This window comes from Eubacterium maltosivorans (genome assembly GCF_002441855.2).
GTDB classification, from domain to species: Bacteria; Bacillota; Clostridia; order Eubacteriales; family Eubacteriaceae; genus Eubacterium; species Eubacterium maltosivorans.
The window spans coordinates 4,031,355-4,053,628 of record NZ_CP029487.1 but is presented as its reverse complement, the minus strand read 5'-3'; the positions used below and the strand labels follow the sequence as shown (position 1 = coordinate 4,053,628).

Annotated in this window: 33 protein-coding genes and 1 other annotated feature; of the genes, 1 reads left to right on the top strand and 32 read right to left on the bottom strand. The window is 44.1% G+C overall.

What is annotated here, in order from left to right; all coding sequences use genetic code 11:
* Positions 1-26: 26 nt before the first annotated feature.
* The gene (locus tag CPZ25_RS18810) at positions 27-920 is read left to right on the top strand and encodes a helix-turn-helix transcriptional regulator (RefSeq protein ID WP_096918926.1); all 894 of its coding nucleotides are present in this window, start codon (positions 27-29) and stop codon (positions 918-920) included.
* A 12-nt stretch (positions 921-932) separates the two neighbouring features.
* Here CPZ25_RS18810 and CPZ25_RS18805 read toward each other — a convergent pair whose 3' ends face one another.
* The 32 genes from CPZ25_RS18805 to rplA form a co-directional block, all read right to left on the bottom strand.
* Entirely contained in the window at positions 933-1,592 is a 660-nt protein-coding gene (locus tag CPZ25_RS18805) for an RNA polymerase sigma factor (RefSeq protein ID WP_096918927.1), read from the bottom strand.
* The gene (locus CPZ25_RS18800; RefSeq protein ID WP_058695406.1) at positions 1,576-2,148 is read right to left on the bottom strand and encodes a replicative helicase loader/inhibitor; all 573 of its coding nucleotides are present in this window, start codon (positions 2,146-2,148) and stop codon (positions 1,576-1,578) included. The genes CPZ25_RS18805 and CPZ25_RS18800 overlap by 17 nt, the downstream gene beginning before the upstream one ends.
* Entirely contained in the window at positions 2,145-2,627 is a 483-nt protein-coding gene (locus CPZ25_RS18795) for a hypothetical protein (protein ID WP_096918928.1), read from the bottom strand. The genes CPZ25_RS18800 and CPZ25_RS18795 overlap by 4 nt, the downstream gene beginning before the upstream one ends.
* Positions 2,617-3,147, bottom strand: coding sequence for a hypothetical protein (locus CPZ25_RS18790; protein ID WP_096918929.1), 531 nt, complete (start codon positions 3,145-3,147; stop codon positions 2,617-2,619). Before CPZ25_RS18790 ends, CPZ25_RS18795 begins: the two co-directional genes overlap by 11 nt.
* Positions 3,140-3,628 carry a hypothetical protein gene (locus CPZ25_RS18785; RefSeq protein WP_074616668.1) on the bottom strand — a complete coding sequence of 163 codons (489 nt, stop codon included), beginning with the start codon at positions 3,626-3,628 and terminating at the stop codon, positions 3,140-3,142. Before CPZ25_RS18785 ends, CPZ25_RS18790 begins: the two co-directional genes overlap by 8 nt.
* A 368-nt stretch (positions 3,629-3,996) precedes the next feature.
* Entirely contained in the window at positions 3,997-4,299 is a 303-nt protein-coding gene (locus tag CPZ25_RS18780; protein WP_096918930.1) for a type II toxin-antitoxin system RelE/ParE family toxin, read from the bottom strand.
* Entirely contained in the window at positions 4,292-4,555 is a 264-nt protein-coding gene (locus CPZ25_RS18775) for a type II toxin-antitoxin system Phd/YefM family antitoxin (RefSeq protein ID WP_058695411.1), read from the bottom strand. Before CPZ25_RS18775 ends, CPZ25_RS18780 begins: the two co-directional genes overlap by 8 nt.
* Positions 4,556-4,765: 210 nt before the next feature.
* Positions 4,766-5,110 (bottom strand): hypothetical protein, encoded by a 345-nt coding sequence (locus CPZ25_RS18770; RefSeq protein WP_096918931.1) that lies wholly within the window; start codon positions 5,108-5,110, stop codon positions 4,766-4,768.
* Between the two features lie 107 nt (positions 5,111-5,217).
* The gene (locus tag CPZ25_RS18765; RefSeq protein WP_167495270.1) at positions 5,218-5,802 is read right to left on the bottom strand and encodes an accessory gene regulator ArgB-like protein; all 585 of its coding nucleotides are present in this window, start codon (positions 5,800-5,802) and stop codon (positions 5,218-5,220) included.
* A gap of 50 nt (positions 5,803-5,852) precedes the next feature.
* A complete protein-coding gene (locus tag CPZ25_RS18760; RefSeq protein ID WP_074616664.1) occupies positions 5,853-6,497 on the bottom strand; it encodes an ATP-binding cassette domain-containing protein in 645 nt (214 codons plus the stop codon).
* Between the two features lie 12 nt (positions 6,498-6,509).
* Positions 6,510-7,124 (bottom strand): hypothetical protein, encoded by a 615-nt coding sequence (locus tag CPZ25_RS18755; RefSeq protein WP_133067059.1) that lies wholly within the window; start codon positions 7,122-7,124, stop codon positions 6,510-6,512.
* A gap of 697 nt (positions 7,125-7,821) precedes the next feature.
* On the bottom strand, positions 7,822-8,640 hold the full coding sequence (locus CPZ25_RS18750; protein WP_074616661.1) for a hypothetical protein: 819 nt from the start codon (positions 8,638-8,640) through the stop codon (positions 7,822-7,824).
* A 96-nt stretch (positions 8,641-8,736) separates the two neighbouring features.
* Entirely contained in the window at positions 8,737-9,147 is a 411-nt protein-coding gene (locus tag CPZ25_RS18745) for a hypothetical protein (RefSeq protein ID WP_074616660.1), read from the bottom strand.
* Between the two features lie 44 nt (positions 9,148-9,191).
* A complete protein-coding gene (locus tag CPZ25_RS18740) occupies positions 9,192-9,362 on the bottom strand; it encodes a cyclic lactone autoinducer peptide (protein WP_074616659.1) in 171 nt (56 codons plus the stop codon).
* A gap of 121 nt (positions 9,363-9,483) precedes the next feature.
* Positions 9,484-10,791, bottom strand: a complete 1,308-nt coding sequence (locus CPZ25_RS18735) for a sensor histidine kinase (protein ID WP_096918933.1) — start codon at positions 10,789-10,791, stop codon at positions 9,484-9,486.
* 1 nt (position 10,792) lies between these two features.
* Complete coding sequence (locus tag CPZ25_RS18730) at positions 10,793-11,509, bottom strand: LytR/AlgR family response regulator transcription factor (RefSeq protein WP_096918934.1); 717 nt, start codon at positions 11,507-11,509, stop codon at positions 10,793-10,795.
* A 160-nt stretch (positions 11,510-11,669) separates the two neighbouring features.
* Positions 11,670-12,173, bottom strand: a complete 504-nt coding sequence (locus CPZ25_RS18725) for a hypothetical protein (protein WP_058695418.1) — start codon at positions 12,171-12,173, stop codon at positions 11,670-11,672.
* 289 nt (positions 12,174-12,462) lie between these two features.
* Positions 12,463-12,729, bottom strand: a complete 267-nt coding sequence (locus CPZ25_RS18720) for a hypothetical protein (RefSeq protein ID WP_096918936.1) — start codon at positions 12,727-12,729, stop codon at positions 12,463-12,465.
* Between the two features lie 27 nt (positions 12,730-12,756).
* Positions 12,757-13,275, bottom strand: a complete 519-nt coding sequence (locus CPZ25_RS18715; protein ID WP_074616656.1) for a hypothetical protein — start codon at positions 13,273-13,275, stop codon at positions 12,757-12,759.
* 25 nt (positions 13,276-13,300) lie between these two features.
* A complete protein-coding gene (locus CPZ25_RS18710; protein WP_058695421.1) occupies positions 13,301-13,714 on the bottom strand; it encodes a hypothetical protein in 414 nt (137 codons plus the stop codon).
* A gap of 38 nt (positions 13,715-13,752) precedes the next feature.
* On the bottom strand, positions 13,753-13,998 hold the full coding sequence (locus tag CPZ25_RS18705) for a hypothetical protein (RefSeq protein ID WP_058695422.1): 246 nt from the start codon (positions 13,996-13,998) through the stop codon (positions 13,753-13,755).
* A gap of 60 nt (positions 13,999-14,058) precedes the next feature.
* Complete coding sequence (locus tag CPZ25_RS18700; protein ID WP_096918937.1) at positions 14,059-14,322, bottom strand: hypothetical protein; 264 nt, start codon at positions 14,320-14,322, stop codon at positions 14,059-14,061.
* Positions 14,319-14,690: a hypothetical protein gene (locus CPZ25_RS18695; RefSeq protein WP_096918938.1), complete on the bottom strand. Its 372-nt coding sequence runs from the start codon at positions 14,688-14,690 to the stop codon at positions 14,319-14,321. Before CPZ25_RS18695 ends, CPZ25_RS18700 begins: the two co-directional genes overlap by 4 nt.
* A 263-nt stretch (positions 14,691-14,953) precedes the next feature.
* Complete coding sequence (locus CPZ25_RS18690) at positions 14,954-15,487, bottom strand: hypothetical protein (protein WP_096918939.1); 534 nt, start codon at positions 15,485-15,487, stop codon at positions 14,954-14,956.
* A gap of 77 nt (positions 15,488-15,564) precedes the next feature.
* The gene (locus CPZ25_RS18685) at positions 15,565-16,104 is read right to left on the bottom strand and encodes a DUF2284 domain-containing protein (protein WP_058695426.1); all 540 of its coding nucleotides are present in this window, start codon (positions 16,102-16,104) and stop codon (positions 15,565-15,567) included.
* A 12-nt stretch (positions 16,105-16,116) separates the two neighbouring features.
* A complete protein-coding gene (locus CPZ25_RS18680) occupies positions 16,117-16,833 on the bottom strand; it encodes a zinc ribbon domain-containing protein (RefSeq protein ID WP_058695427.1) in 717 nt (238 codons plus the stop codon).
* On the bottom strand, positions 16,833-18,164 hold the full coding sequence (locus CPZ25_RS18675; RefSeq protein ID WP_096918940.1) for a condensation domain-containing protein: 1,332 nt from the start codon (positions 18,162-18,164) through the stop codon (positions 16,833-16,835). Before CPZ25_RS18675 ends, CPZ25_RS18680 begins: the two co-directional genes overlap by 1 nt.
* A gap of 2 nt (positions 18,165-18,166) precedes the next feature.
* Positions 18,167-18,751, bottom strand: coding sequence for a hypothetical protein (locus CPZ25_RS18670; protein ID WP_058695429.1), 585 nt, complete (start codon positions 18,749-18,751; stop codon positions 18,167-18,169).
* Between the two features lies 1 nt (position 18,752).
* Positions 18,753-20,204: a proline--tRNA ligase gene (proS, locus tag CPZ25_RS18665; protein WP_058695430.1), complete on the bottom strand. Its 1,452-nt coding sequence runs from the start codon at positions 20,202-20,204 to the stop codon at positions 18,753-18,755.
* A 136-nt stretch (positions 20,205-20,340) separates the two neighbouring features.
* Positions 20,341-20,721, bottom strand: a complete 381-nt coding sequence (rplL, locus tag CPZ25_RS18660; RefSeq protein ID WP_013381848.1) for a 50S ribosomal protein L7/L12 — start codon at positions 20,719-20,721, stop codon at positions 20,341-20,343.
* 59 nt (positions 20,722-20,780) lie between these two features.
* Positions 20,781-21,308, bottom strand: coding sequence for a 50S ribosomal protein L10 (rplJ, locus tag CPZ25_RS18655; protein ID WP_058695431.1), 528 nt, complete (start codon positions 21,306-21,308; stop codon positions 20,781-20,783).
* A 32-nt stretch (positions 21,309-21,340) separates the two neighbouring features.
* Positions 21,341-21,477, bottom strand: a sequence feature (ribosomal protein L10 leader region).
* A 46-nt stretch (positions 21,478-21,523) separates the two neighbouring features.
* Complete coding sequence (rplA, locus tag CPZ25_RS18650; RefSeq protein WP_058695432.1) at positions 21,524-22,213, bottom strand: 50S ribosomal protein L1; 690 nt, start codon at positions 22,211-22,213, stop codon at positions 21,524-21,526.
* Positions 22,214-22,274 lie beyond the last annotated feature (61 nt).

The following is a 22,274-nucleotide window of genomic DNA, read 5'->3' as shown; positions in this document are numbered from 1 at the left end:
CCGTCCATTTTAATTGGAGAAATATCATGCAGACCCATCGCCTGTTCGAAATCATCTACCTGCTTCTGGACAAGGGCCAAATGACCGCCAGCGAGCTGGCAAACCATTTTGAAGTCTCTGTCCGCACCATTTACCGGGACATTGACCGCCTGAGCATCAGCGGCGTTCCCATTTACACCAACGTGGGAAAAAACGGCGGCATCGCCCTTATGGACGGCTACACCCTGGATAAATCCATCCTGAGCGACGCCGAGCAGAACGAAATCCTCATGGCCCTTCAAAGCCTTAAAGCCGTCGAGTATCCAGACCCTGACGGCCTGCTCACCAAGCTGGGGACCTTTTTCAAAAAGAACCAGCAGAGCTGGATCGAGGTGGACTTTACGGGCTGGGGCGGCTCCATACAGGACCGGGAGCGCTCAGATGAGCTCAAAAACGCCATTCTCACCCGGCACACCATCCATTTTTCCTACTGGGGCGGAGACGGTAAGAAAAGCGAGCGCAGCGCCGATCCCATTAAGCTGCTGTTTAAGGGGCACAACTGGTACCTCCAGGCCTACTGCCATACGCGGCAGGATTACCGCGTGTTCAAGCTGTTCCGCATCCAGGACCTGCAGGTGCTGGAGGACACCTTTGATCCTTATCCCGCTGTCCCTTTTAGAGAAAACGCCAAAGTCGTCATGACCCCGCTTCACTTCACCATTCTTAAAAGCCGGGCCTACCGGGTCTACGACGAGTTCGCCGGAGCGCAGGTCACCCCGCTGCCCGGCGGCAATTTTGATGTGCGCACCTGCCTGCCGGTGGACAACTGGCTTGTGGGTTACCTCCTTTCCTTTGGCGGCGACCTGATCCTCCATTCGCCGGAGCCGCTGCGCGCCTCCCTCAGGGAGGAGCTTGAAAAAGCCCTGGCCCATTACGCCTGATTTTGACGCCGTCTAAAAATCCTCTCCCAATACCTGCCTCAGATAAGCCTTCTCCCCGAGCAGCTCCCGCTTCACCAGTTCCAGCCCGCGCCTGCACTGGTACTGGACAGTGGAGCGGTTCTGCCCTCTTTCCAAAGCGATCTCGGCGTAACTGATCCCCTCCATAAAATGCCGGCAGACCGCCTCATAGGTTTCCTGAACCATCCGTTTTCGCATCACCTCCAGCACCTTTTGGGCCATACAGCCCCTGATGGCCTGCTCCTCTGTATTGCAGGCGGCCGGGAACCAGTCGATTTTCCAACAGTCCTCCTCTCCGTCTTCCCCGGCCACCTTTTCATCCAGCGAACAGGCAAACCGCTTTTTCTCAAGCCCAATCCGCCAAATCCGGTTTAAAATCATAAAACGCAGACGGTTCTTAAGGTAATACCTGAAATAGACGTGCCGGTACTTTTCTGTATCAAAGTCCTCAATGGCCTCCAGAATCTGCAGGCAGGCCTCCTGGTACATTTCCTCCCGCTCCTCCTTATGATAGAAGGACCGGTAAACCATGCTGTAAGCCATGGGCTTAAAAAGATTGACCACTGCCAGCTTCATGGCCTTGTCGCCCTGTTTGGCCATTTCAATAAAGCGGAGGATTTCGGCCTGGTTATCCCGGTCATTCACTGCCCGCATCGCTGTCCCTCCCTCTGTCGGGCGGCAGGGCTTTCTGCCCCGCCAGCTCCCCGATCAGGCCGCGCACATTTTCCGGCAGCTCCTCAAGGGCGCGTTTCCGGCCCCGGCAGGCCCGGTAGCTGCGCATGAAATTGGACTGGATAACCGAATGGAAGGTGCCAGCCTCCATCAGAGCCCATTCCCGAAGGCTGGCTGGCGAGCCCACAATGCCGCGGATATCCTCCGGCAGCTTGGCAAACTCCTCCTCGGCGTACCATGCCGAGTTTTTAACTGCCTTTGACAGCTGGCTCCAAGCTTCCATCTCCGAGAGCTCCTGCGGCTCACTCAGAAGCCTCAACTTGTCAAACACCATGCCCACAGAGGGCGGGAAGCCCTTTTTATCACTGGCGATAAAGGCCCGCACCGCGCCGGATACCAGGGGATACTCATATTCCTCAAACATCCCCTGCCAGAGACTGACCACGGTTTTCAGATCCTCCTCGGACTGGTTATTGTAATAGTAGGGGTAGGCAGCCTTAATGACTGCCAAAATTTTTAAGGTCTCATTTCGGTTCACGTTTCCTCCTCATCGTTTAACATTTTTAAAAAAGGATTGGAAGTTTCCTTTTGTCTCTTTTTGTCTGGTTTGTTTTGTTTATAGAATGCGGTACTGCCGCCTGTACTACTGCCTGTACTGCCGCCTGTACTGCCGCCTGTACCGCTGCCTGTACTGCTGCCCTTACTGCCGCGCGCCTCCCGGACGCGCAGCGATACCGGGTAAATGTGGTATTTTGCCGGTATCACGCCTGACGAACCGGGCAGGTAGTCGATGAGCTCCCTCTCCTTAAGTACTTTCCGGGCCTTATAAATTCCACTGTCCGACAGCCCCGAAAAAGCTCGCAGCGTCATATTCGGCGCTGTAAACCAGCTTTTCCAGCCACAGAGGTTATTGATCATCATGAGCCCGTGCCACAGGGATATCTGCCCGGAGGCCAGAGGCCTCAGCAGCAGATAATCCCGCATGGCGTTAAGCTCTGCCATGTAGTTAAGCCCCATTCTCCACCTGCTCCAGCATCTCCTCAAGCTTTTTGCAGCGGCGGTGCAGGCCAATATACGCGCGGGCCAGCGTCCCGGCCTCACAGCCGTATTCCTCGGCAGGAACCGGCGCGTTTCCCATGTCATAGTGGTAAAGGACAGAGGTCTTTGCGTCCCCTTTATAAAGCATTTCCAGAGCGCAAACCTTGCGCTTAAACAGCCCCGAGGCCCATTCCATTTTTTTCTTGTCCTTCATGAGCGGCAGCAGCGCCTGCAGGCTGCTCAGGTTCACCATCCACATGTGGCGGTGCCTTCCTCTGTAGTACACCCGGCGCTTGCATTTGTCCCCCGGAGCCACCAGCATGGCCAGCTTGCTGGCCGAGGTCTGGCCCAGCAGGGGCAGGATCGGGCTCAGCGCCATCCATACCTCCGGCTCTCCGCCGTAATACATGGGCGGCTCAATGACCGCGGGTATTGCCCCAAGATCCGGCAGCCAGATATCATCATAGCAGATGGTGTCTGTAATGGTGAATTTATGCATAGCACTGTCTCCCCCAGGCCACAGCCTTTTCCTCCAGCTGCTCAAACATGGTGCGCACGCCCTCCGGATCTGCCTCTTTGTCCAGCAGCTCTGCCAGGCGATGAACCCCCGCAATATCCGTCGTGGGCAGAAATTCGATCAGCTCCAGCTTGTCGGGCGCTGCCGCGATGCGCATGGTCACGCCCAGCGCATCGTAGTGCTCTGCGATAAAAGCGTCGATATCTTCCCGTTTTCCCATAAGTGCCGCCACCTCCCGGATATTAAAATAAGGAGCAGCGCCCGTGCCATACACCACCGTCATGGGCTCCTCCGGCGACTTGCCCAGAAACAGCGTGCGGTTATAATATGACCTTAATAATTCCTCCCGGTTCATCTGTAAATCGATGAGCTCCATACAGAACAGCTGGTCCAGCGTGGTAATAACCGGCTGATCTTTCAGCTCCTCGGGTCTGACAAAAATTCTGTTTATTTGATCGTTCATTTGATTGTTCCTTTCGGAACACCGGTGTTCTTTGTTTTTCAAGCTTGTAGGTGTATTATACCGGGCGCTGGCCAATGCCGCAAACCGCGGGTTGGCCGGATAATTCGTCCAAAAAGAGTAAAATATGGCTTTTGAGCGGCACTTTTCGGGTATTATTTTGCACTTATCCCATAAAAACGCACCAACCCCTTAAAAACAAAAAATAAAAAACAGAAAGCCAAAGCTTTCTGTCCTTTAACCACAACGCTTTCCAGATGTGGTCTCGTTGTCTGATGGAATAAATTGGTTCTTTTGTATCTTTTTTATGATATGATTATATTTTTATATATTGTAAAGCGCTTTTTCCATAGTATCCTCTGACCCTTTATTCAGAATTCACTTCCCGAGTACCGGACCGTAACAATGATTACCTGTTTCTGAGATTCATCAATTCGGTAGACAACCGTGAAATTTTTAACGAAAATTTGACGATATCCTTTTTTCGCATAAGCCCCGACACAGCGTTTCGCACCCCGGTATGGCATTATTTCCAAAGAAAAAATGGCTTCTTCCAGTTTATCAATAAATTTTAGGGCTGTCTGCTTTTCATGCAGCTCCTCGGCGATATAGGTGTAGATATCTTCTAAGCTGCGGTAAGCGGCCGAGAGCAGTTTTACACCATACTTATCCAAAATGCCTTCTCCGTAACGCTCCAAGCGCTTCCCGCGCATCGTACAATTTGCCGTTTTCACAGTACTCTGCTTCAGCCTGCGCAATTTCTCTGTCTAACGCATTTTCTTCAAGCATCGCTTCATATGTCTCAATACTCATTACCACTAAGTCTCCATAACCGTTTTTCGTGATAAAGACTGGCTCGTTTTCAGCATGGCACATATCCGAAATCTCATTCGTATTTCGAAGGTCTGTAATCGGTCTGATTTTTGGCATTGACACCACCCCTTTCTTTTGTACATTATTATATCATTTTTACGTACATTTTACAACGATAACTTGCTTTTTCATCTTTTCTCAAGCGCAGCCGCCAGCCTCTTTCCCTCCTCTATCTTGCGCCTTATGGTGGCATCCCGGTGCAGATGGCGCGCAATCATGCCGTTTTTAAGCTCCAGGCATTTTGCCTCCTTTACAGGCCCCTGGCCATTAATTAATTAAATCCAAATTTACCCAGCTGTAGGCATACTTCTCCCCGGCTTTGGTCGATTTGGTCTTAATCTGGATAAAGGTGCATCCCGGGCCGCGGTATATGGGCAGAAGCTGGCTGCCCGGCAGAAGCGCCCGGGCTGCCTTTTCCGCCGCCGCTGTGCTCACGATGTCCCACTCCTCCAGCCATTTTATAAAGGCTGCCTTACTCCAGTAGAATTCCAGCCCCCGCCAGTCCTCAAACCATACCCGCAGGCCGTTGCCTGCTTCCGGGTCTGTAAAAACCTCCACCCAGGCAATCCGGGTCTTTTCCTGAAGCACTGCGTACAAATCTTTTTTATTCATAATAACTCCTTCTCTCTTTTTTTGAGCAAAAAAATAACAGAAAGCAGAAGCTCTCTGTTGGCGGGTGTCAAGCATTATCCCAGTTTCAATATTTCGTTAGGGCGGGCTTAAGCCCGCTTTCTCTTTTGATACAGCGCCGCCAGCGACGACAGCGCAACTGTCAGAAGCCCCAAAGCCGCTCCGGCAGGTGCCGCGCTCCCGGGCGCCAGGTACCAGCCCGTCATGATCAGGGCCGTTAAAACCACCACGGTCAGCTTTGCCAGACGGCTCAGGCGCACGCGCTCCGCCCCGGTCAACGGCTTGTTCACATGGGCCACCGGCGCTGTGAGCACAATAACCGGCACGCCTAAAACGAGCGCCCCCAGAATAACCGGCAGGTAGTAAAGCGGCGGCAGAAAGGTGATCACTGCCAGAAACACCGAAAAAATGACCGTAAAGCTCAGGATACAGAAAAAATGCGAGGACGCGTGGTACCCTCCCGCGGACTGCCGGAGCACCAAAAAGGTGAGGACAAAGCCCATGCCCCCGGCCACCTGCCCGGTGAGGCCAATCAAAAGCACCACCACCGCCAGATTGATGACCGCGGACAGCAGGAGCTCAAAGCTGTAAATATAGACCTCCCGGTCCTCAGCGTCAATGATGCGGTGGTGGATGAAGGTGGTGGTTAGTTTTTGCGATAGGTTGTGGATCATGGGGGGCCTCCTTATAAAATCTTGTAAATTTAAAAAATTCATTATTATTCTTATATTTTTATGAATTTGCAATCAGAATTATTATACTCATAAACAGTATTACATAAAGTCTCTATATCTCCCTTATTATGACTCGCTAGAAGTATTGTACCTCCTTTGCTCAAAAAACTCTTTAAAATTTTTCGTATATTTTCTACGCTTTGCTTATCAAGGCCGTTTGTTGGCTCATCAAGAATAAGTATTTCAGGGTACTCCATAATAGCCTGAGCAATGCGAAGTTTCTGTTTCATTCCTAAAGAATATTTTCTGACTTTTTTATTTTCTTCATTTTTTAATCCTACTAAAGACATTATTCTTAAGATTCTATCTTCGTCAATTTTTTTTTGAATTTCTGCAATTATTTTTAAATTTTTATATCCAGATAAATCATTGATAAATTCGGGTGATTCAATAATAACCCCTGCATTTTCAATAAAGTCAATATCCTTTCCTATTTTTTTTCCATTAATCTTAACTTCTCCCTGCGTTAATTTTGAAAAACCACAAATGCATTTCATTAGGACACTTTTACCACATCCATTATAACCAGTAATACCTACACAATCTCCTTTGAAAATTTCAATATTAACATCATTAAAAACAACTTTATCTTTAAAACATTTTGTTGCATGTTCAATACATATCAATTTATTCATTTATACACCTACTTATAATATATCTCTTTTTTGAATTCCAAAGTAAGTTAAAGTATTTATACTAACCAACAATAAAAATAAAACGATACTACCACTAAAATTTTTATTTTCAATGTAAGTAATAAAACTAGTGTCTGCTAATGCAATATCCAAAAGTATAAATCCTAAGCTCATGACAATTACTAAAAATGGCGCTAATGTTTCATTCCATAGAAAAGACAAAAAAATATTTAAGCTTATACAAAAATTTAAAAATAAAAAGTAATTAATTACTAAAATAGAAATATTAACTATTTGTTCATAATCTATATAGAAACTTTTCTTTTTTATAAAATAAAAAAGAAAAAATAGAATAAAAACCATAATAACAATAAAAAAGCTATTTTTTAATCCTTGAATTTGGTAAAAACAAATAAAACTTTTTCTATTACCAAATCTTGCCAAAATCATACTACGATATTTATTTGAAATATCATATATTTTTGTAATAAGATATAACAATATCAATAAAAACAGCAATATGTATAATAAAATAATACTTATATTATTATTAGCTTCCTCTGCTAAAAAACATATTTTTAAAAGTGTAATAAAATCATTTTGGTTTAAAAAAATAATTTCTTTCATAGCTTTCCAAACGCTGATATTTATCACTATTATAATCATAAAAAAATATAAATAGTATTTTCTCGACATTATTTAAGTCCTTAAATCTATTTTTTCACCTTTTGAAATCAACAGTAACATAACACCAATAATAAAAAGATAACCAACAAAAATTAACAATCCTTGATATATAGTAAAAATTTGTCCAAAATCTGAGTACGCTGATGCAATAAAATTAAAATTATATGGTTGCATCATCGGCCCACTCATAATGTAAGATGCGGTTATTATGAGTGCATTAAAAGTCATTCCCAAAATTACATTTTTCTGTATACGAATTAAAAATACTATAAAATTTAAAATTATTAAATTTATAATACTAAAAAGAAAATATCTTATAATTTCTATCCCTGTATATCTAATTTCATATTTAAAAATCCTTATTAATATAAAATAAGTTACCAACACACATGTTACATATAAAAAGCTATATATAAAACTTTTTTTTAGGTACCAAATATAACATACTTTTTTCTGTTTAAAACGTATTATCGACATAGTATTAATCCTTGTGTAAGGTAAACTTAATCCAATAAAAAAATAGCAAAAGTATACAATCAACATCCCTGATGCTTTATCCGCTATTAATCCCTCTGGATTAATAAATGGACTGTAATATGCGTAAATAATAAATAAGAAGAATGAACCAATTATCTTATTAACTAACATATTTTTCATGTCTCCTTAAAGAATAAATTATAGCAAATACTGAAAAGGCCAATGGAACGAAAAGAGGCGTAAAAGCCATCCATAAAGGCATATTTTCAAATGAAGTAAATCCCTGTGTATAAACAGGTGCCAAAGCGAATACTTGTAAGCCAGAAGAAAATATAACTGACATTCCAAAATAGTATAAAACAGGGATTATAATACAAAGATAGTCTTTAGAAGTTAATAAAGATACAGAATCTGAAAACAGACTATAAACAAAACCAAATGCAAAAAATTTAATAAATCCATCTAAAACGTAATATAAATAAGCATTATTTTGTGAATAATTGTATCCTACAATAAAATCAAACGATTTACGTGGTATCGTCATTGTTGACTCATTAAATAATAATCCAATAGTAAGGAAAAAAATAAAAATAAGATAAAATGCACATCCTGTTACAAAAGCATGTATACCTAGCGATTTTATAATTACTTTTCGTGGCTTTTCTTTTCGAATAAAAGAAAAATTAAACAAACCCTTTTTTTCCCAAATAAACAATAATGACATTGAACAAACCAAAACAGGCATTAAAATCATCGTATAACGAAAGGTTGAAGATGCAAATATGTCAATTGTAAATGCCTGTTTTAGCAACATTGCTCTTCCTTCTTCTATGTTCTCTATCCCAATTGGATTTTGTGTTAGTATCGCATGTATATTTCCCATAAAAAACCAACTAATCCATAAACCTATAAAAAAAATCATTAAAATTAAAATTCTATATCTGTGAAAAAGTCTATATTTTTGAATTTCTTTTCTCATAATATGCCCTCTAATTGACATTAACTAATATCACATTTTAATTTATCACCTCATAATGTAAAATAGTTTTACATTATGAGGTGATAAGCAATATTTTTATGCATCAGGAGAAAAAGTTCCCCACACTTCTACTGCGGGATCCCATTCATATTCACGCCATAAATTACCATGATAAAAATTGCCAGCTTCGCCATTACTGCCTATTAATGCATCAGTATACTGTAAAACTTTTCCCTGCCCACGCACATTATGACTCATATCGTGCATTACTGTATTTAAACGTATTTGATTTGGTGCATCTGAATTCTGAAAATAAACTCGATATGGACCATTAGTTACTGTCTTTATTTTTGAAGACGTATCTTTACCTACAGTTCCAGAAACAGAAAAATCAAAAGGCACGGTGCTTCCATAGGGTTCAGGAATTTCGATTTCATTAGCAAATACTCCGCTACCTAACATCAGCATTAACGACAAAATAATTGTAAAAACCCCTATTTTTTTCATTTGATTTTTAACTCCTTTCAAATTATTATTATTTTATTTGTTTTCTAAATCAATGGAAACTCCCCCCTCTTAAATTTTCTCATTTTCTCCGGCTCTTTAGGCTGATACTGCCAAAAACAAGCAGAAGCATTCGTCGTAAAAATTCCCATCTGCAAAGCGATTACTGTAAGCATCGGGCCAAACCGAATGAGTAATTTTTTCATTTTTTCTTTCATTTTCTTTACCCCACTTTCAGCTTTTATGGATTAAAAAAGCTATCTTTAAATCATCCTTTTGGATAATCTAAAGATAGCATGTTTACGTTTACTTTTAAAGGGGGTTCGCAGAATTGACGGTTTATCTCGCAAAATTGACAGGGTCTTTAAGGTTTAAATTGATGGACAGGCAAAACCAGCCTTGTTTTGTCTCGTAGTCGATGAACCCATCATATTTTTTAGTGAGCTGAACCATTGTCTTTAAACCAAAGCCGTGATTTTTCTGATCCCTTTTGGTGGTCACTAGTCCATCCGAACCACTGACCGGTTCCTCTTTGAAGGTATTCTTGATTTCTATAAAAAGCATTTCTCCGGATTTGTGGAGGTCCGTGATGATCTGCGCCTGTTCCCGCGGCATTTTTTCACAGGCCTCCAATGCGTTGTCCAGGGCGTTGCCTAAGATAATACATAAATCCATCTCATCCATGAGCAGCTCCTGGGGCAGGGCAACTTTAAGCTCAAATTGAATGTGATTTTCAAAAGCTTTTGTCCTTTTGGCATCAATCACAGCGTCTAAAGCGGGATGCCCTGTGCTGTGGGTTAGCCTTCCTAAATTTTCAGTTTTTTTCTCCAGAAACTTTCTAGCAGTTTCTAAATCACCTTTATCTAAATAACCGGAAAGAGCGGCAAAAGCATTTTTCAAATCATGGCGCATTTTCCGCACTTCCTCACCGGAGGCTTCAAGGTTTTTATAATAAATCCGCTGGCCCTCAATCTGCTGTTCGAGAAAAAGCTGTTTGAGCCGCTGTTTTTCTAGCTTCTCTTCCTTTTCAAAAAAGGTAAAGGAATAGATATTTCCGACAAAAAGTCCCCCCACGCCAATTAAACACATTAAAACACTAAAAGGCTTTTCCATATCGCTAAAATTAAGCATTTGATATAATACTGCAATGCTGGCTAAAGGCAAAATCAAAAGATAAATAACCCGCCTCAAAGACAAACGGTCGATGCTGACTTTCCCCCGAACATACACAAAGCTCACAAAGACGAGCAAAAGAAACTTTGTTACAATATTTGAGATTAACATGTATTTAGGCTCGAATCGAATGCTCTCAATACTTTCACTGCTGAACAGCATGATAAGATAGGTAGATAACACATCACACAGAGCCATGACCGCGCAAAAAATAAGTGTTGCAACCAAGCTAATTTTTACCGGAACATGATAAACCCTAAACATTAAAAGGCAGGCCGCTGCAGTGAATGAAATCAACAGCAGTGGATTTTTCACAAAGACAAGGGAAATTAAAACCCAAAGGCTTACCAGCATGACTTCAAGTACAATCCAGCGCCGTTTAATCTTTTTCTCCCGTGAAAAGGCACGTACCCAATAATAAATCAAAACCGCCTCAAACACGGCCGCAAAGATTTGTACCCATATCTCCTTCATATCAAATGCCTACTTTGCTTTGATAGTCTAAATGGGCTTTTTTTGCTTCATTTTTATATTTTCTGCTGACCGGCAACGGTTCTTCCCGATCTTTTAAAAACACCTTATCACTGAGGAACTTATTAATATACTGCATATTAATGAGATAGCTCTGATGGATACGGATAAATCCATGGACGGCGAGCCGCTCTTCTTCTTCATTCAGCTTTCCGACAATTTTATAATCTTTATCCTTTGTATGGATAATCACACTCCAGCTTTGGGATTCTAAATAAATGAGCGCTGTTATTGGAACACTCATTCTGACACTGTTATACTCAAAATTATATTTTTGTTTTTTTAGAACATACTGCGCCAGCGCCCTGTCTATTTCCTCCTGAAAAAGAGAATCATCTAAAGGCTTTTTCAGATATTGAAAAGCATCTAACCGAAACGCATGGGAAACATAGGCATCATAAGAGGTCACATAGATTAACAGGGTTGCTTCAAACATTGTTTTTAAACGGGCTCCGAGGGTAATTCCGTCCATATCCGGCATCTCAATATCCAGAAAGACCAGATCAAAAGGTTTTTTCTCTGCCTCCTCCAGAAGCGCCTGGCCTTTTTCAAAAATATGTATTTCCGGCTCAAATGGCTTCCCATTAAAATAAGCTTCCAGCCTCTTTTCTATATCCTGTCTGAAATAGGCTTCATCATCACACACACCAATACGAAACATTTTTAAAACCTCCTCTCACCATCTATTGATTTACGCTTTATTCTATTATAACATTTCCAACTTATAAAAGATATCGATATATTTTTTAAACATATAGAAAAAGACAGAAAGCCTGTGCTTCCTGCCTTTTCTGTAATTTACTCATTATTTATAAAAGCGTTTATGTCACTTTCTCAAAATAAGCCCGGACTCTGTTTTCATCGGGCACCAGCTCCGCGCGGTCTATACGATATTCGATTCCCTGGTCCTTAACCGATTCATTGAGGGCTGACAAATCGTTTTTTACCTGTTCATTATACACATCCCAGGATTCATAGTATTTTAGAACGTAGGTTTCCTTATTAATTCGCCTGTAGGTGGCGTCGACCCTTGAATCGGAGCTGGGCACGCCTGCTGTATAGCTGATATCGCTCAGAACAAATTCCGCTTTATTCGGGTCCACAAGCGCATTCATTGTCTCCAGATCCTTTTGGTATTCTGACCGGAACGCCTTGATGTTTTCGTACTGTTTAAAAATCGCACTCTGATTGTTCTCTACCTGTTCTTCCATGGTTTTTTCCGCTTTGTCTTCTTTCTGTACGTCTTTTTTATCCGGCGTGCATCCTGACAACGGCAAAGACAAAATAAGCAATGCCAGCATTGCTGCGAACAATTTCTTTTTCATTTTTTCTCCCTTCCTTCGGGCTTTATCCCTAAAAATCTCGGGCATTCCAAAGCTTACTTTTTTAGATGAGACCTCTCGCTTTATTTTAATCAAATATAACATCTTTGTACCTGCTGTAAAACCCCCTTCGCAAAATTAACCGTCTATCTTGCAATATTGACCGGAATTATTTTTTTAAACGGCTTTGTCTTTGCTCATCCACCTCCTAAGAATGATACTTTTTCATTATATAAACAACTTGTATACACACCGAAATTAAAATAACCGAAAAGAAAACAGCTCCTTTCCCTTACCGCTTTTCCTCAATCCTCCTACAAAGAAAATGCCCGGCCATCACAATGACAAAAAACAGGATAACGGGAATAAAAAACTGGAAAAACACCACTAAACCGGGCTGGCCTTTCAGTCCCATCTCGGCAGGGCCAAAAAGCATCTCGTTAATTTGATAAAGGGGCTTCCTGAGCCAGTGAAACAGCCGGTAGTTTATTATAATATCCGCCACGATGATAACGCTGTAAACAATCCAGCTGATCCTCTTTTTTGCTTTATCGTGCATCGTATAACACCCCCTGGGCTTAACCCTTTAAATTTCTCCATCCACTTTTTCATAGTAAGCCCGGATATTTTCCTGCTCTGGGACAAGCTCTGCGATGGTTGGCTTATAGGTGGCGCCCTGATCTCTGACGCTCTCGTTCAGGGCTGCCAGGTCGCTTTCTTTTAACGCGCCGTATGCTTCAAAAGAGTCGTAATACTTCAGCACATATTTGTCTTTATCGATCTTTTTGTAGGTTGCTGTTACTTTCGAGGACTCCCGCGCATGTATCTGCGGATACTCGTACTCAAGATTTATCAGCACAATGTCATACTTCTTTGGGTCCACAAGGCCGTTCATGCTTCTCAGGTCATTCTGATATACGGCTCTGAAGGCTTTGATATTATCGTATTCTTTAAATATGACGCTTCTGTTATTCTGAACCTGCTCCTCAATGCTTCTTTCGGACAGGGGGATTTCCTCGCCCTTATCCTCCTCTGCCGAGCAGCCCAAAAGGGATAAACAGCAGACAGACAACAATACAAGCGCTGCTAATAATTTCTTTTTCATTTTTTACCTCTCATCGCTTTAACCTCTACAGGGCTTTGGCTTTCTTTCGAAAGCTTTCTGCTAGAAGAAACAGGTAATAGCCCATCACCAAAAGGGATATGATCGTAAATGACGGCACCCGGACAAAAAACAGCAGCTTCACACCCAGTCCGCCCAAGCCAGTGTAATAGACTGTCCAAAATACAATGGGAACCACGAAATTGACCGCCAATATTCCTTTTGCCCACTTTGTGCCATATATATCTCGGGGAATGGTATGCAGGCCTGCCAGCAGGATTCCAATAACTGGGTACAGCAACAGGGTAAAAATAAAAAGAAAATTTCCATAGGCCAGCGTGGTGGCGCTTGGCCTGTAATACTCATACCAGTGCACAGTTACCAGTGTTAAAATGATATACGGCACTGCCGCCAGGTAGACGAAGCATATTTTATTTTTCATAACGCTCTCCTCCAGTCTAAAGCACGGTTCCCACTTCCCTACCACTTATAAAAACACGTCATCTGGTCCACAAAAAAGTGGTTGATAATGAGCTGATTCTGACCTACCTTAAAATGAAAGAATTTTTGCAGCTCATAAATATAAGGGAGGGTATTTACATCGGGGTTAAAATAAATGACGGCAGCCACTTCATCAGGGATATTTTCTCTCAGCCGTTCCCGGTATTCTGAAAAAAATTCTTCCGCGTAAGCTTTTGCCGGTTTGGATAATTTCTGGTACTGCATAGGAGCATCTCCTTTCATATTTAAAAACACTTTTTAAGGGGGCGGTATTTTACCCATGGCTCATGGTTCTTCGGACCGCTCCTTTTTGAGGTCCCACCGGTAAAACAGATAGATGAGTACCGTCACATTGATGGCAAGGGTCCAGGCTGGCACCATTTCCAAACCTCCGTTGTATCCCAGATACGCAATCGTGGGGTTATTTAAGATGTAGGACAAGGATGTAAAAACAAAACTGATGACTGTGCCAACCATAAAATGTAAATAATAGGCGATCCGCGGCGACAGCGCGCAGATCACCATGCTGTTTCGCACATATTTTTTCACAGCGTCTCACCCTTTCTCAAGCTTACAACAAGTAAATACAGATAGTAACCAAAGAGCAAAAAAGAAATCTGATAAAAATATCGGACGTCAAAGAAAACAAAAATCTGGAGGAAGCCCAGCAGAAAGAGCCCCAGCAGAACAACCAGATTGACAATAATGATGATTCGCGCGCTTTTCTGAGCATAGGTGCCCGGGGAAATATCCATCAGGCGGGCGGTCGCCAGACCGCAGAAAATAAAAAGAATGTATTCCAGAAAGTAAAAGCTGTTCAGTGTTACGGCTGCGTACAGCTTCACATTCCAGTTGCAGATAATAAGGAGCAGGACAAAATACGGAATCAGCGCAATGCGCACAAGATCGGCTTTCATTTCGGCTTCCTTTCTACCTTTTCAGGCTTTATAAAAATTCTTTTTTCAGTTTCTATGTTTGTTTTTTGAGAGCAACTGAAAGCAGTATAAAGGCAACATTGAATGAACACGTTTAAAATCAACAATAGCGCAACCGTTATTTAATTTAACTCCATTATATCACCTTTATCTTTGAAAAGATATAAGTAAAAAATGCAAATTTTTGTATTAAAAAACCGCCGCCGGTTTTAAAGATAACCGGACGGCGGTTTTGGACCTGTCCTCTATTCATAAATCTGCAGCAGCATGGGCACAAACAGGATGCCCACATCCTCGGGCTCACGGGCGATCCAGTCCAGCAGTATGCTTGACAGCAGCTGCTTCTGCGGCTTGGTCATGGACGGATCGTGGACAATGCTTTCCAAACTGTTTAAGGCCATCTTACATTCGACCTGTTTTTCCTCAGGCAGCTCCAGCAACATATTGTCAAAACCGTCCCAGGCTGTGCCGTAGTCGGTCTCCCGGGCGATCTCTGGATCGGCGCCCTGGGTCTCGAAGGCTGCAGGATACAGAATATTTTCTTCCCGGGCATCGCCCTCCGCCCTGCATCCCAGGCCAGTATAGCGTCTGGTTCTCTGCTTCAGAAGCCTAAGAACCGTCTCATAGGAGGCTTCCCTGACTTCGCCGGTTTCGATGACTGAGAGATCCGTGTATTTTTTTAATAATTCTGAATACGTGTTTTCCGAGTAATCTTCCAGATATCTGGCAAAAATGCATTGCAGCATGTCCTGATAAACTGCTTTTTCCTGTGGCTGCATATCGGCTCCTCCTTGATTAGAACTATTTCTATTATACAATGGTTTTACCCATTTCTCAAGCCACTCAACGCTCCTTACTAAAGGTTGTACAAAACCAGTGAAAAGTAGGTCACAATGTTCTGTCCGCAGTCGTAATCCATTCCCTGCTGGGCTGCCATCTGCATAATCATGATGCCGTGACTTTCTATGGTTTTAAAGGCCCGCTCAGGGTGGCGGCAGGGCGCGTCTGGATAGGTGCAGCGCTCACAGGGGATACAGCCGGTCGACAAAATGAGCGGATTTTCGGTTTCCTGCCGGAATATCTGGGCGATCTCGTAGGTAATGGCCTCATGGTCGCCTCTGGCCTCAACGCAGGCCTTGAGGTCGAAGGAATCCGCAACCTCGGTAACGGTTGAGAAGAGAAAGGCGTGCTCATAAGCCTGGCACTGGGCAATGCACGTCTCAATGCTGCCGATCACCGGCGGGCATACCCAGCGCCTTCCGTACATACCACAGTCGTTCATTTCGCAGATGGTGCGCACATCCTGAGTAAAAATAATGTCCTTTACCGGAAAAAAGGCATAGTCGTAAAGGGGCATTTCCAACAGCCGCGCCTCAATTTTTTCTTGTCTGGTCACTTTCCGCCTCCTCTATACATGTAGTTTTTTCTTCAGGTATGCCTTGGTCCGGTCGGGCACCCCGTGGTAAATGCCCATGAGCAGGGCGATAATACAGATACCAGACACAGCGACGATCAGAGACCAGGTAAAGCGCAGATGCCCCAGCAGGTTATAGGCAATCACGCCGTCTATCCCCAGGCACAGCATAACGCTGAAAGCAATCAAAAACACTGGAACATAAATGAACTGATTCCGGTGGCGGTTCTTTTTATAGATGATGCCAAAAACCAAAAGGTCGATAAAAAGAATCGTCACGATCGGCATGGCGTAATTTACAAACCAGTCTCCCGAGCCGCCCACAATCGTATAAATAATGGAACCCAGAAGCAGCGTGGTAAAATAGCAGCCCAGAAGATTCACCAGCGCCGGCAGATAATTAAAGCAAAACATCAGGTACAGCGCCAGCGAAACGGACGAAATCATAATAATCTGAGTAATGGTCGGGTTAAAAGGGATAAACCAGTATAACACCATATTAATTAAAAATACTGCCGCCACAATAATTTCCAACGCGTAAAAAATCTGGTTTTTCTTTTCCAGATGGTCCTCAGGATAGGTGTTGACCGCCAGGGGATAACGCTTTTCACCTTTTGGCTCCTCGCCGATATCGGGGATTGGAAAATCGCACAGCGGGCAGTTTTTGACGTTGTTATCGACCTCAACGCCGCATTTTGGACAATAGGCCATTAGGCATCCTCCCTTTCGACTTCGTAATAATTAATCTGGTTCCCCTCAATTCTGACCGGGATTCCCAGCTTTTGCAGCTTTCTGAAAAAAATCCGCTCGATGTCCTTTTCTCCGGTGGTCTTTCCAAAGGAGATATACAGCTTATCGCCATAGCTTGCCATGACGATTTTCAGCTGGTTTCCGGCGCTGGGCGGCGGGAATATCTCGAACCCGGTAATCCGGTCCCGGACTTCTTCGGGCATCCAGATGCTTCCCAGATTGCTGACGGAGCTGGTATAGCTCCTTTCGCCGTAGCGCTTATACACAATGGGCATAATCACGCGTTTTACCCACAGGGGAATCACGCGCAATACCATAAGCTCCTCGTTGCGCACATTTCTGGAAACATAGCGGTTGATATTTTTCCGGTTAATATACAGGCCCATATAACCCTTGATCTGGTCGATAATCTCTTCTAGGCTGTAAACCCCCAGCTGCATATCAATGGCCGGGTTCAGGCTGATGAAGAAATTCCGCAGGGTTTTGGACGGAAAAAAGGCTCGCAGGTCCACCGGCACATTGATGGCGATATTGGCCTTGGTATGGCCGGACCGGGCGCGTTTCTTTTTCTCAAGGCCCAGGATATACTCCTGGATGCTCTCAAAGTAAAGGGCTGTGACAAACTGTGTGAGGGTACATTTATGGGCCCTTGACTGCGCCAGCACCTCTTTTACTGGTACGATGCCGGTCAGCAGCAGGTACTGCCCCTTGTCCAGCAGGCCAAAGGGGAAATGGTAAGCCTTCTCTCCCTTTTGCGGCGGCGGGACCTTTCGCTCATAATATTTTTTAAAGGCATCCTCATATTCCTCGGGGTCTACCGGACTGTTAATGTCAATGATGTCGCCCAGATTCTTACAGACAATGCCGTCCTTTACTTTAAAATATTCTAATACAAGCGGCTTTAAAAAAGCTAAACCGCCATAGCCGTCGCAGATGGAGTGGCTCATTTCCAAATGGATATAACGGCCATAGTACAGAATCCGGAAGGGAAATACGCCCTTTCGCTGACGAATGGTTTTGCAGGGATAGTGGGACTCTTTTTCAACCAGGGGGCGATTTTCGGAATGATCGTAGTAATACCAGAAAAAGCCCCGGCGCAGCGTGACGTTAAAGTACGGAAAGCGCACCATCACGTTGTCCAGAGCTTTTTGCAGGGCCTCGGGGTCCACCTCCTCGGTGAGCCCCAGTGTCATCCGAAACACGGTCGATACCCTGGAGGACGCAATGGAGGAATACAGCGTTCCCGCATTGTCCAGCTTGTACCATCCCTTTCTGGGTTGTCTGTCTGCCATTGTCAACTGCCGACGATCAGGCCGTAGGCGCTGCGGCTGGGCTTTGGAACGCCCGCCTCTGATATGCTGAGCCCTGCCCCTTCGGTTTCCTTTGAGAATATTTTAAAGATCTGGATACCCTGCTGCAGATCCCAGCCCTTTTCGCCTGGAAACAGCTCGGTGCTCTCTTCCATTTTAAATTCTTCTCTGATGGCGTTAAACATGGCTTCTCTGGCGGCGGCACAGCTAAAGTTGCAGAGCTCCATGGTAATGTACTGGTCCAGTACCTTTTTGCGGTCAACGCAGAAAGCTTCAATCTCTGGCCCGCAGGATACAATGTTGGGGAAAACAAAGTTTTCCCGCTTCAGAAGCTCCACAATCTCCCCGCTCTTAAAGGCCAGTCCGTCAATGGTAAATACCTCGCTGTCCACCATCTGGATCTCAGCCCGTTTATACATGGCCACAGGGCGGATGTAGGGGCTTGCGGTTTCGATGATCTCGAATATCCGCTTTGAACGCTTCGACTCCTTCTCCATGCGGATATGCGTGAAAAAGGCGTCGACGTCGAGTTCAAAGGGGATATCTTTTAATACTCTTGCTTTATTCATTTTAGTAAGCGCGGGCGAAATAAGCCATTTTCTTGGCGGGCTTGCCGCAGCAGACGCATTTGCCCTCGCCGATTACTTCCTGCTCATCGTCGAATGGAACGCATCGGACACTGGCGCCGGTTTCGTCCTTGATTTTGTCTTCGCAGGCGCGGTCCTCACACCACATGGCTTTGATAAAGCCTGGGTTTTCCTTAAGGTTTTTCTTAAACTCGTCCATATCCACTGCGGTCGATGTTTTTTCCTCGCGCATCTTGAGGGCGCGGTCGAACAGGTTCTGCTGAATTTCGTCCAGCAGGGTGCGGACAGCTTCTGCGATCCCCTCCAGCGCTGCCTGCACTTTTTCGCCGGTGTCGCGGCGGGCCAGGACGCACTGTCCGTTTTCAATATCACGCGGTCCGATTTCCAGTCGGATCGGCACACCTTTCATTTCCCACTGGTTAAACTTCCAGCCTGGGGAATTGCTGTCGCTGTCGTCCAGCTCCACGCGGAATTCTGTGCCCAAAATATCTTTGAGCTCATAGGCTTTGTCAAGGACGCCTTCCTTGTGCTGGGCAACGGGGATAATGACGAGCTGGGTCGGCGCGATGCGCGGCGGAAGAACCAGCCCGTTGTCGTCGCCGTGCACCATGATAATACCACCGATCAGGCGGGTGGATACACCCCAGGAGGTGTGGTATGGATAGGCCTGTTCATTATTTCTGTCCAGATAGGTAATGTCAAAGGCTTTGGTGAAGTGCTGTCCGAGGTTATGGGAGGTGCCTGACTGCAGAGCCTGCCCATCGTGCATCAGGGCTTCCATGGTATAGGTTGCGGCAGCGCCGGCAAATTTTTCTTTTTCGCTTTTCTGGCCTACGACAACTGGAATGGCCATAATGTCCTCTGCCACTTCACGGTAGATGTTTAACATCTGCATGGTTTCTTCCTGGGCTTCCTCTGGGGTTTCGTGCAGGGTATGACCTTCCTGCCACAGGAACTCAGAAGTTCTCAGGAAAGGTCTTGTGGTTTTTTCCCAGCGCACAACAGAGCACCACTGGTTGTATAAAAACGGCAGCTGCCTGTAGGAGTGCAGCCATTTTGCGTACATGCTGCAAATGATGGTTTCGGAGGTTGGGCGCACACAGAGGGGCTCCGCCAGCTCTTTGTCGCCGCCCTTAGTGACCCAGGCAACCTCGGGCGCAAAACCCTCGACGTGTTCTGCTTCTTTTTTCAGCAGGCTTTCTGGAATCAGCAGCGGGAAGTACATATTCTGGTGGCCAGTCGCTTTAAAGCGTTCGTCATAGGCCTTCTGAATGTTCTCCCAGATGGCATAGCCATAAGGACGGATAACCATAAAGCCCTTGACCGGGGAGTAATCGACCAGCTCTGTTTTAGAGATAACGTCTGTATACCACTGTGGAAAGTCAACTTCCATTGGTGTAATTTCTTTAACCTGATTATTTTGTTTTTTACCCATTGTAAAATCCTTTCGTATTCAAACTCACATGAAACTATTATAACACAATTGGCGTGGCTTAAAAATGCAGAAATTAAAAAAAGTGCCATGGAACAGGCCCATAGCACTTTGTTTTCTGTGTTTTATAAAAGTTAAATTATTTAACTTCTACGCTACCGCCAACTTCTTCAATTTTAGCTTTGATTTCGTCAGCTTCTTCTTTGGTAACGCCTTCTTTAAGCGGCTTTGGAGCTTCGTCAACAACTGCTTTAGCTTCTTTTAAGCCTAAGCCTGTTAATTCACGAACAACTTTGATAACTTTGATTTTCTGGTCGCCAGCAGCAGCTAAAACAACGTCGAATTCAGTTTTTTCTTCAGCAGCAGGAGCAGCGCCACCAGCAGCAGGAGCAGCAGCTACAGCTACAGGAGCAGCAGCGCTAACGCCAAATTCTTCTTCTAAAGCTTTTACTAATTCAGATAATTCTAATACGGTTAAACCTTTTACGTCTTCAATTAACTGTGTTACTTTTTCACTCATTGTAATATCCTCCAAAATTGTGTAATTATTTTTAATTTTTTAAATCACGGTGCCTAGGCTTATGCCTCTGCGCCTTTCTGTTCTGCGATCGCGTTTAAAGCGACAACTAAACCCTTCAGGTTTGCGTTCAATACGTTTGCGAAACCAGAGATTGGTGCGTTTAAGCCGCCAAGGACTTTTGCAACCAATACTTCGCGTGGCGGTAATTCGGCTAATTCCTTAACGCCAGCTACATCTAAAACCTTACCTTCGACAACGCCTGCTTTAATTTCCAAAGCTTTGTGTGCTGCCGCAAAGTCGTTGATCAGTTTAGCTGGAGCGACTGGATCGTCTTCACAGAATGCGATGGCTGTTGGTCCAACCAAAACATCCAGTAAGCCTTCTACGCCTGCTTCTTTCGCTGCAAAACGCATCATAGAGTTTTTATAAACTTTATAATCGATGTTGTTTTCTCTGGCTTTTTTTCTTAATTCGGTCACTTCTTCTACGTTTAAGCCACGATAGTCAACAACGACTGTACCCTGTGCATTTTTCATTTTATCGGCAATTTCCTGCACGATAGCTTGTTTTGCTTCAATATTTGGCATATTCTTTTCTGCACCTCCTTACGATGTGAAATTTAGTCATATAAAAAGCTCTCTCCACGCAGGTGAAGAGAGCCTATATCATCATGTATATAATGCTCGTGTCTCTTCAGCCTCGGCAGGATGTTTAAACCGCAGTCCCTGCTGTCTATGGATGAACGTTTTATAACTTTTTTACAACATCGAATATTGTATCATTAGTCTGTTTTTATGTCAAGTCAGATTTTTGCTGTATTAATTTTTACACCAGGACTCATTGTGCTTGCAATGGTAACACTTCTGAAGTACTGACCTTTTGCAGCAGCTGGTTTTGCTTTTTTGATGGTTTCCAGAAGGGTTGTCATGTTCTGCATGAGCTGTTCTTCTGTGAAAGAAGCCTTACCGATGATTACGTGGATAATATTTGTCTTATCCAGACGGTATTCAACCTTACCAGCTTTGGTATCCTGGACAGCTTTTGCGATATCCATGGTTACTGTACCGGATTTCGGGTTTGGCATTAAGCCCTTTGGACCTAAAACACGACCCAAACGACCAACCTTGCCCATCATATCTGGTGTAGCAATCATAACATCAAAATCAAACCAATTTTCTTTTTGGATTTTATCAATAATTTCATCTTCGCCAAAGAAATCTGCACCGGCTTCTTCCGCTTCTTTCAGTTTGTCACCTTTGGCGACAACTAAAACTTTTACGGTATTACCAGTACCATTCGGCAGTACAATGGCGCCACGAACCTGCTGGTCCGCATGACGGGAGTCAACGCCGAGCTTGATGTGCATTTCAATACTTTCATCAAAGTTAGCGGTAGCCATTTTTTTAACCTGCGCCACTGCGGCGTCAAGGTCAAATAATTCAGCTTTATCAAAACTTTTTAAATTGTCCTGATATTTCTTTCCTCGTTTCATATTTCCTCCTTGTGGTTTTAGCGGTTTCCCTCCCACTTAAGGTGTTTCTACCTTCTGAATT

What these genes read in the sequence shown, in the direction of transcription:
- CPZ25_RS18810 (WP_096918926.1), top strand. Translation starts at nt 27, where the DNA reads ATGCAGACCCATCGCCTGTTCGAAATCATCTACCTGCTTCTGGACAAG.
- CPZ25_RS18805 (WP_096918927.1), bottom strand. Translation starts at nt 1,592, where the DNA reads ATGCGGGCAGTGAATGACCGGGATAACCAGGCCGAAATCCTCCGCTTT.
- CPZ25_RS18795 (WP_096918928.1), bottom strand. Translation starts at nt 2,627, where the DNA reads ATGGGGCTTAACTACATGGCAGAGCTTAACGCCATGCGGGATTATCTG.
- CPZ25_RS18790 (WP_096918929.1), bottom strand. Translation starts at nt 3,147, where the DNA reads ATGCATAAATTCACCATTACAGACACCATCTGCTATGATGATATCTGG.
- CPZ25_RS18785 (WP_074616668.1), bottom strand. Translation starts at nt 3,628, where the DNA reads ATGAACGATCAAATAAACAGAATTTTTGTCAGACCCGAGGAGCTGAAA.
- CPZ25_RS18775 (WP_058695411.1), bottom strand. Translation starts at nt 4,555, where the DNA reads ATGCCAAAAATCAGACCGATTACAGACCTTCGAAATACGAATGAGATT.
- CPZ25_RS18770 (WP_096918931.1), bottom strand. Translation starts at nt 5,110, where the DNA reads ATGAATAAAAAAGATTTGTACGCAGTGCTTCAGGAAAAGACCCGGATT.
- CPZ25_RS18765 (WP_167495270.1), bottom strand. Translation starts at nt 5,802, where the DNA reads ATGATCCACAACCTATCGCAAAAACTAACCACCACCTTCATCCACCAC.
- CPZ25_RS18760 (WP_074616664.1), bottom strand. Translation starts at nt 6,497, where the DNA reads ATGAATAAATTGATATGTATTGAACATGCAACAAAATGTTTTAAAGAT.
- CPZ25_RS18755 (WP_133067059.1), bottom strand. Translation starts at nt 7,124, where the DNA reads ATGAAAGAAATTATTTTTTTAAACCAAAATGATTTTATTACACTTTTA.
- CPZ25_RS18750 (WP_074616661.1), bottom strand. Translation starts at nt 8,640, where the DNA reads ATGAGAAAAGAAATTCAAAAATATAGACTTTTTCACAGATATAGAATT.
- CPZ25_RS18745 (WP_074616660.1), bottom strand. Translation starts at nt 9,147, where the DNA reads ATGAAAAAAATAGGGGTTTTTACAATTATTTTGTCGTTAATGCTGATG.
- CPZ25_RS18740 (WP_074616659.1), bottom strand. Translation starts at nt 9,362, where the DNA reads ATGAAAGAAAAAATGAAAAAATTACTCATTCGGTTTGGCCCGATGCTT.
- CPZ25_RS18735 (WP_096918933.1), bottom strand. Translation starts at nt 10,791, where the DNA reads ATGAAGGAGATATGGGTACAAATCTTTGCGGCCGTGTTTGAGGCGGTT.
- CPZ25_RS18730 (WP_096918934.1), bottom strand. Translation starts at nt 11,509, where the DNA reads ATGTTTCGTATTGGTGTGTGTGATGATGAAGCCTATTTCAGACAGGAT.
- CPZ25_RS18725 (WP_058695418.1), bottom strand. Translation starts at nt 12,173, where the DNA reads ATGAAAAAGAAATTGTTCGCAGCAATGCTGGCATTGCTTATTTTGTCT.
- CPZ25_RS18720 (WP_096918936.1), bottom strand. Translation starts at nt 12,729, where the DNA reads ATGCACGATAAAGCAAAAAAGAGGATCAGCTGGATTGTTTACAGCGTT.
- CPZ25_RS18715 (WP_074616656.1), bottom strand. Translation starts at nt 13,275, where the DNA reads ATGAAAAAGAAATTATTAGCAGCGCTTGTATTGTTGTCTGTCTGCTGT.
- CPZ25_RS18710 (WP_058695421.1), bottom strand. Translation starts at nt 13,714, where the DNA reads ATGAAAAATAAAATATGCTTCGTCTACCTGGCGGCAGTGCCGTATATC.
- CPZ25_RS18705 (WP_058695422.1), bottom strand. Translation starts at nt 13,998, where the DNA reads ATGCAGTACCAGAAATTATCCAAACCGGCAAAAGCTTACGCGGAAGAA.
- CPZ25_RS18695 (WP_096918938.1), bottom strand. Translation starts at nt 14,690, where the DNA reads ATGAAAGCCGATCTTGTGCGCATTGCGCTGATTCCGTATTTTGTCCTG.
- CPZ25_RS18690 (WP_096918939.1), bottom strand. Translation starts at nt 15,487, where the DNA reads ATGCAGCCACAGGAAAAAGCAGTTTATCAGGACATGCTGCAATGCATT.
- CPZ25_RS18680 (WP_058695427.1), bottom strand. Translation starts at nt 16,833, where the DNA reads ATGGCCTATTGTCCAAAATGCGGCGTTGAGGTCGATAACAACGTCAAA.
- CPZ25_RS18675 (WP_096918940.1), bottom strand. Translation starts at nt 18,164, where the DNA reads ATGGCAGACAGACAACCCAGAAAGGGATGGTACAAGCTGGACAATGCG.
- CPZ25_RS18670 (WP_058695429.1), bottom strand. Translation starts at nt 18,751, where the DNA reads ATGAATAAAGCAAGAGTATTAAAAGATATCCCCTTTGAACTCGACGTC.
- proS (WP_058695430.1), bottom strand. Translation starts at nt 20,204, where the DNA reads ATGGGTAAAAAACAAAATAATCAGGTTAAAGAAATTACACCAATGGAA.
- rplL (WP_013381848.1), bottom strand. Translation starts at nt 20,721, where the DNA reads ATGAGTGAAAAAGTAACACAGTTAATTGAAGACGTAAAAGGTTTAACC.
- rplJ (WP_058695431.1), bottom strand. Translation starts at nt 21,308, where the DNA reads ATGCCAAATATTGAAGCAAAACAAGCTATCGTGCAGGAAATTGCCGAT.
- rplA (WP_058695432.1), bottom strand. Translation starts at nt 22,213, where the DNA reads ATGAAACGAGGAAAGAAATATCAGGACAATTTAAAAAGTTTTGATAAA.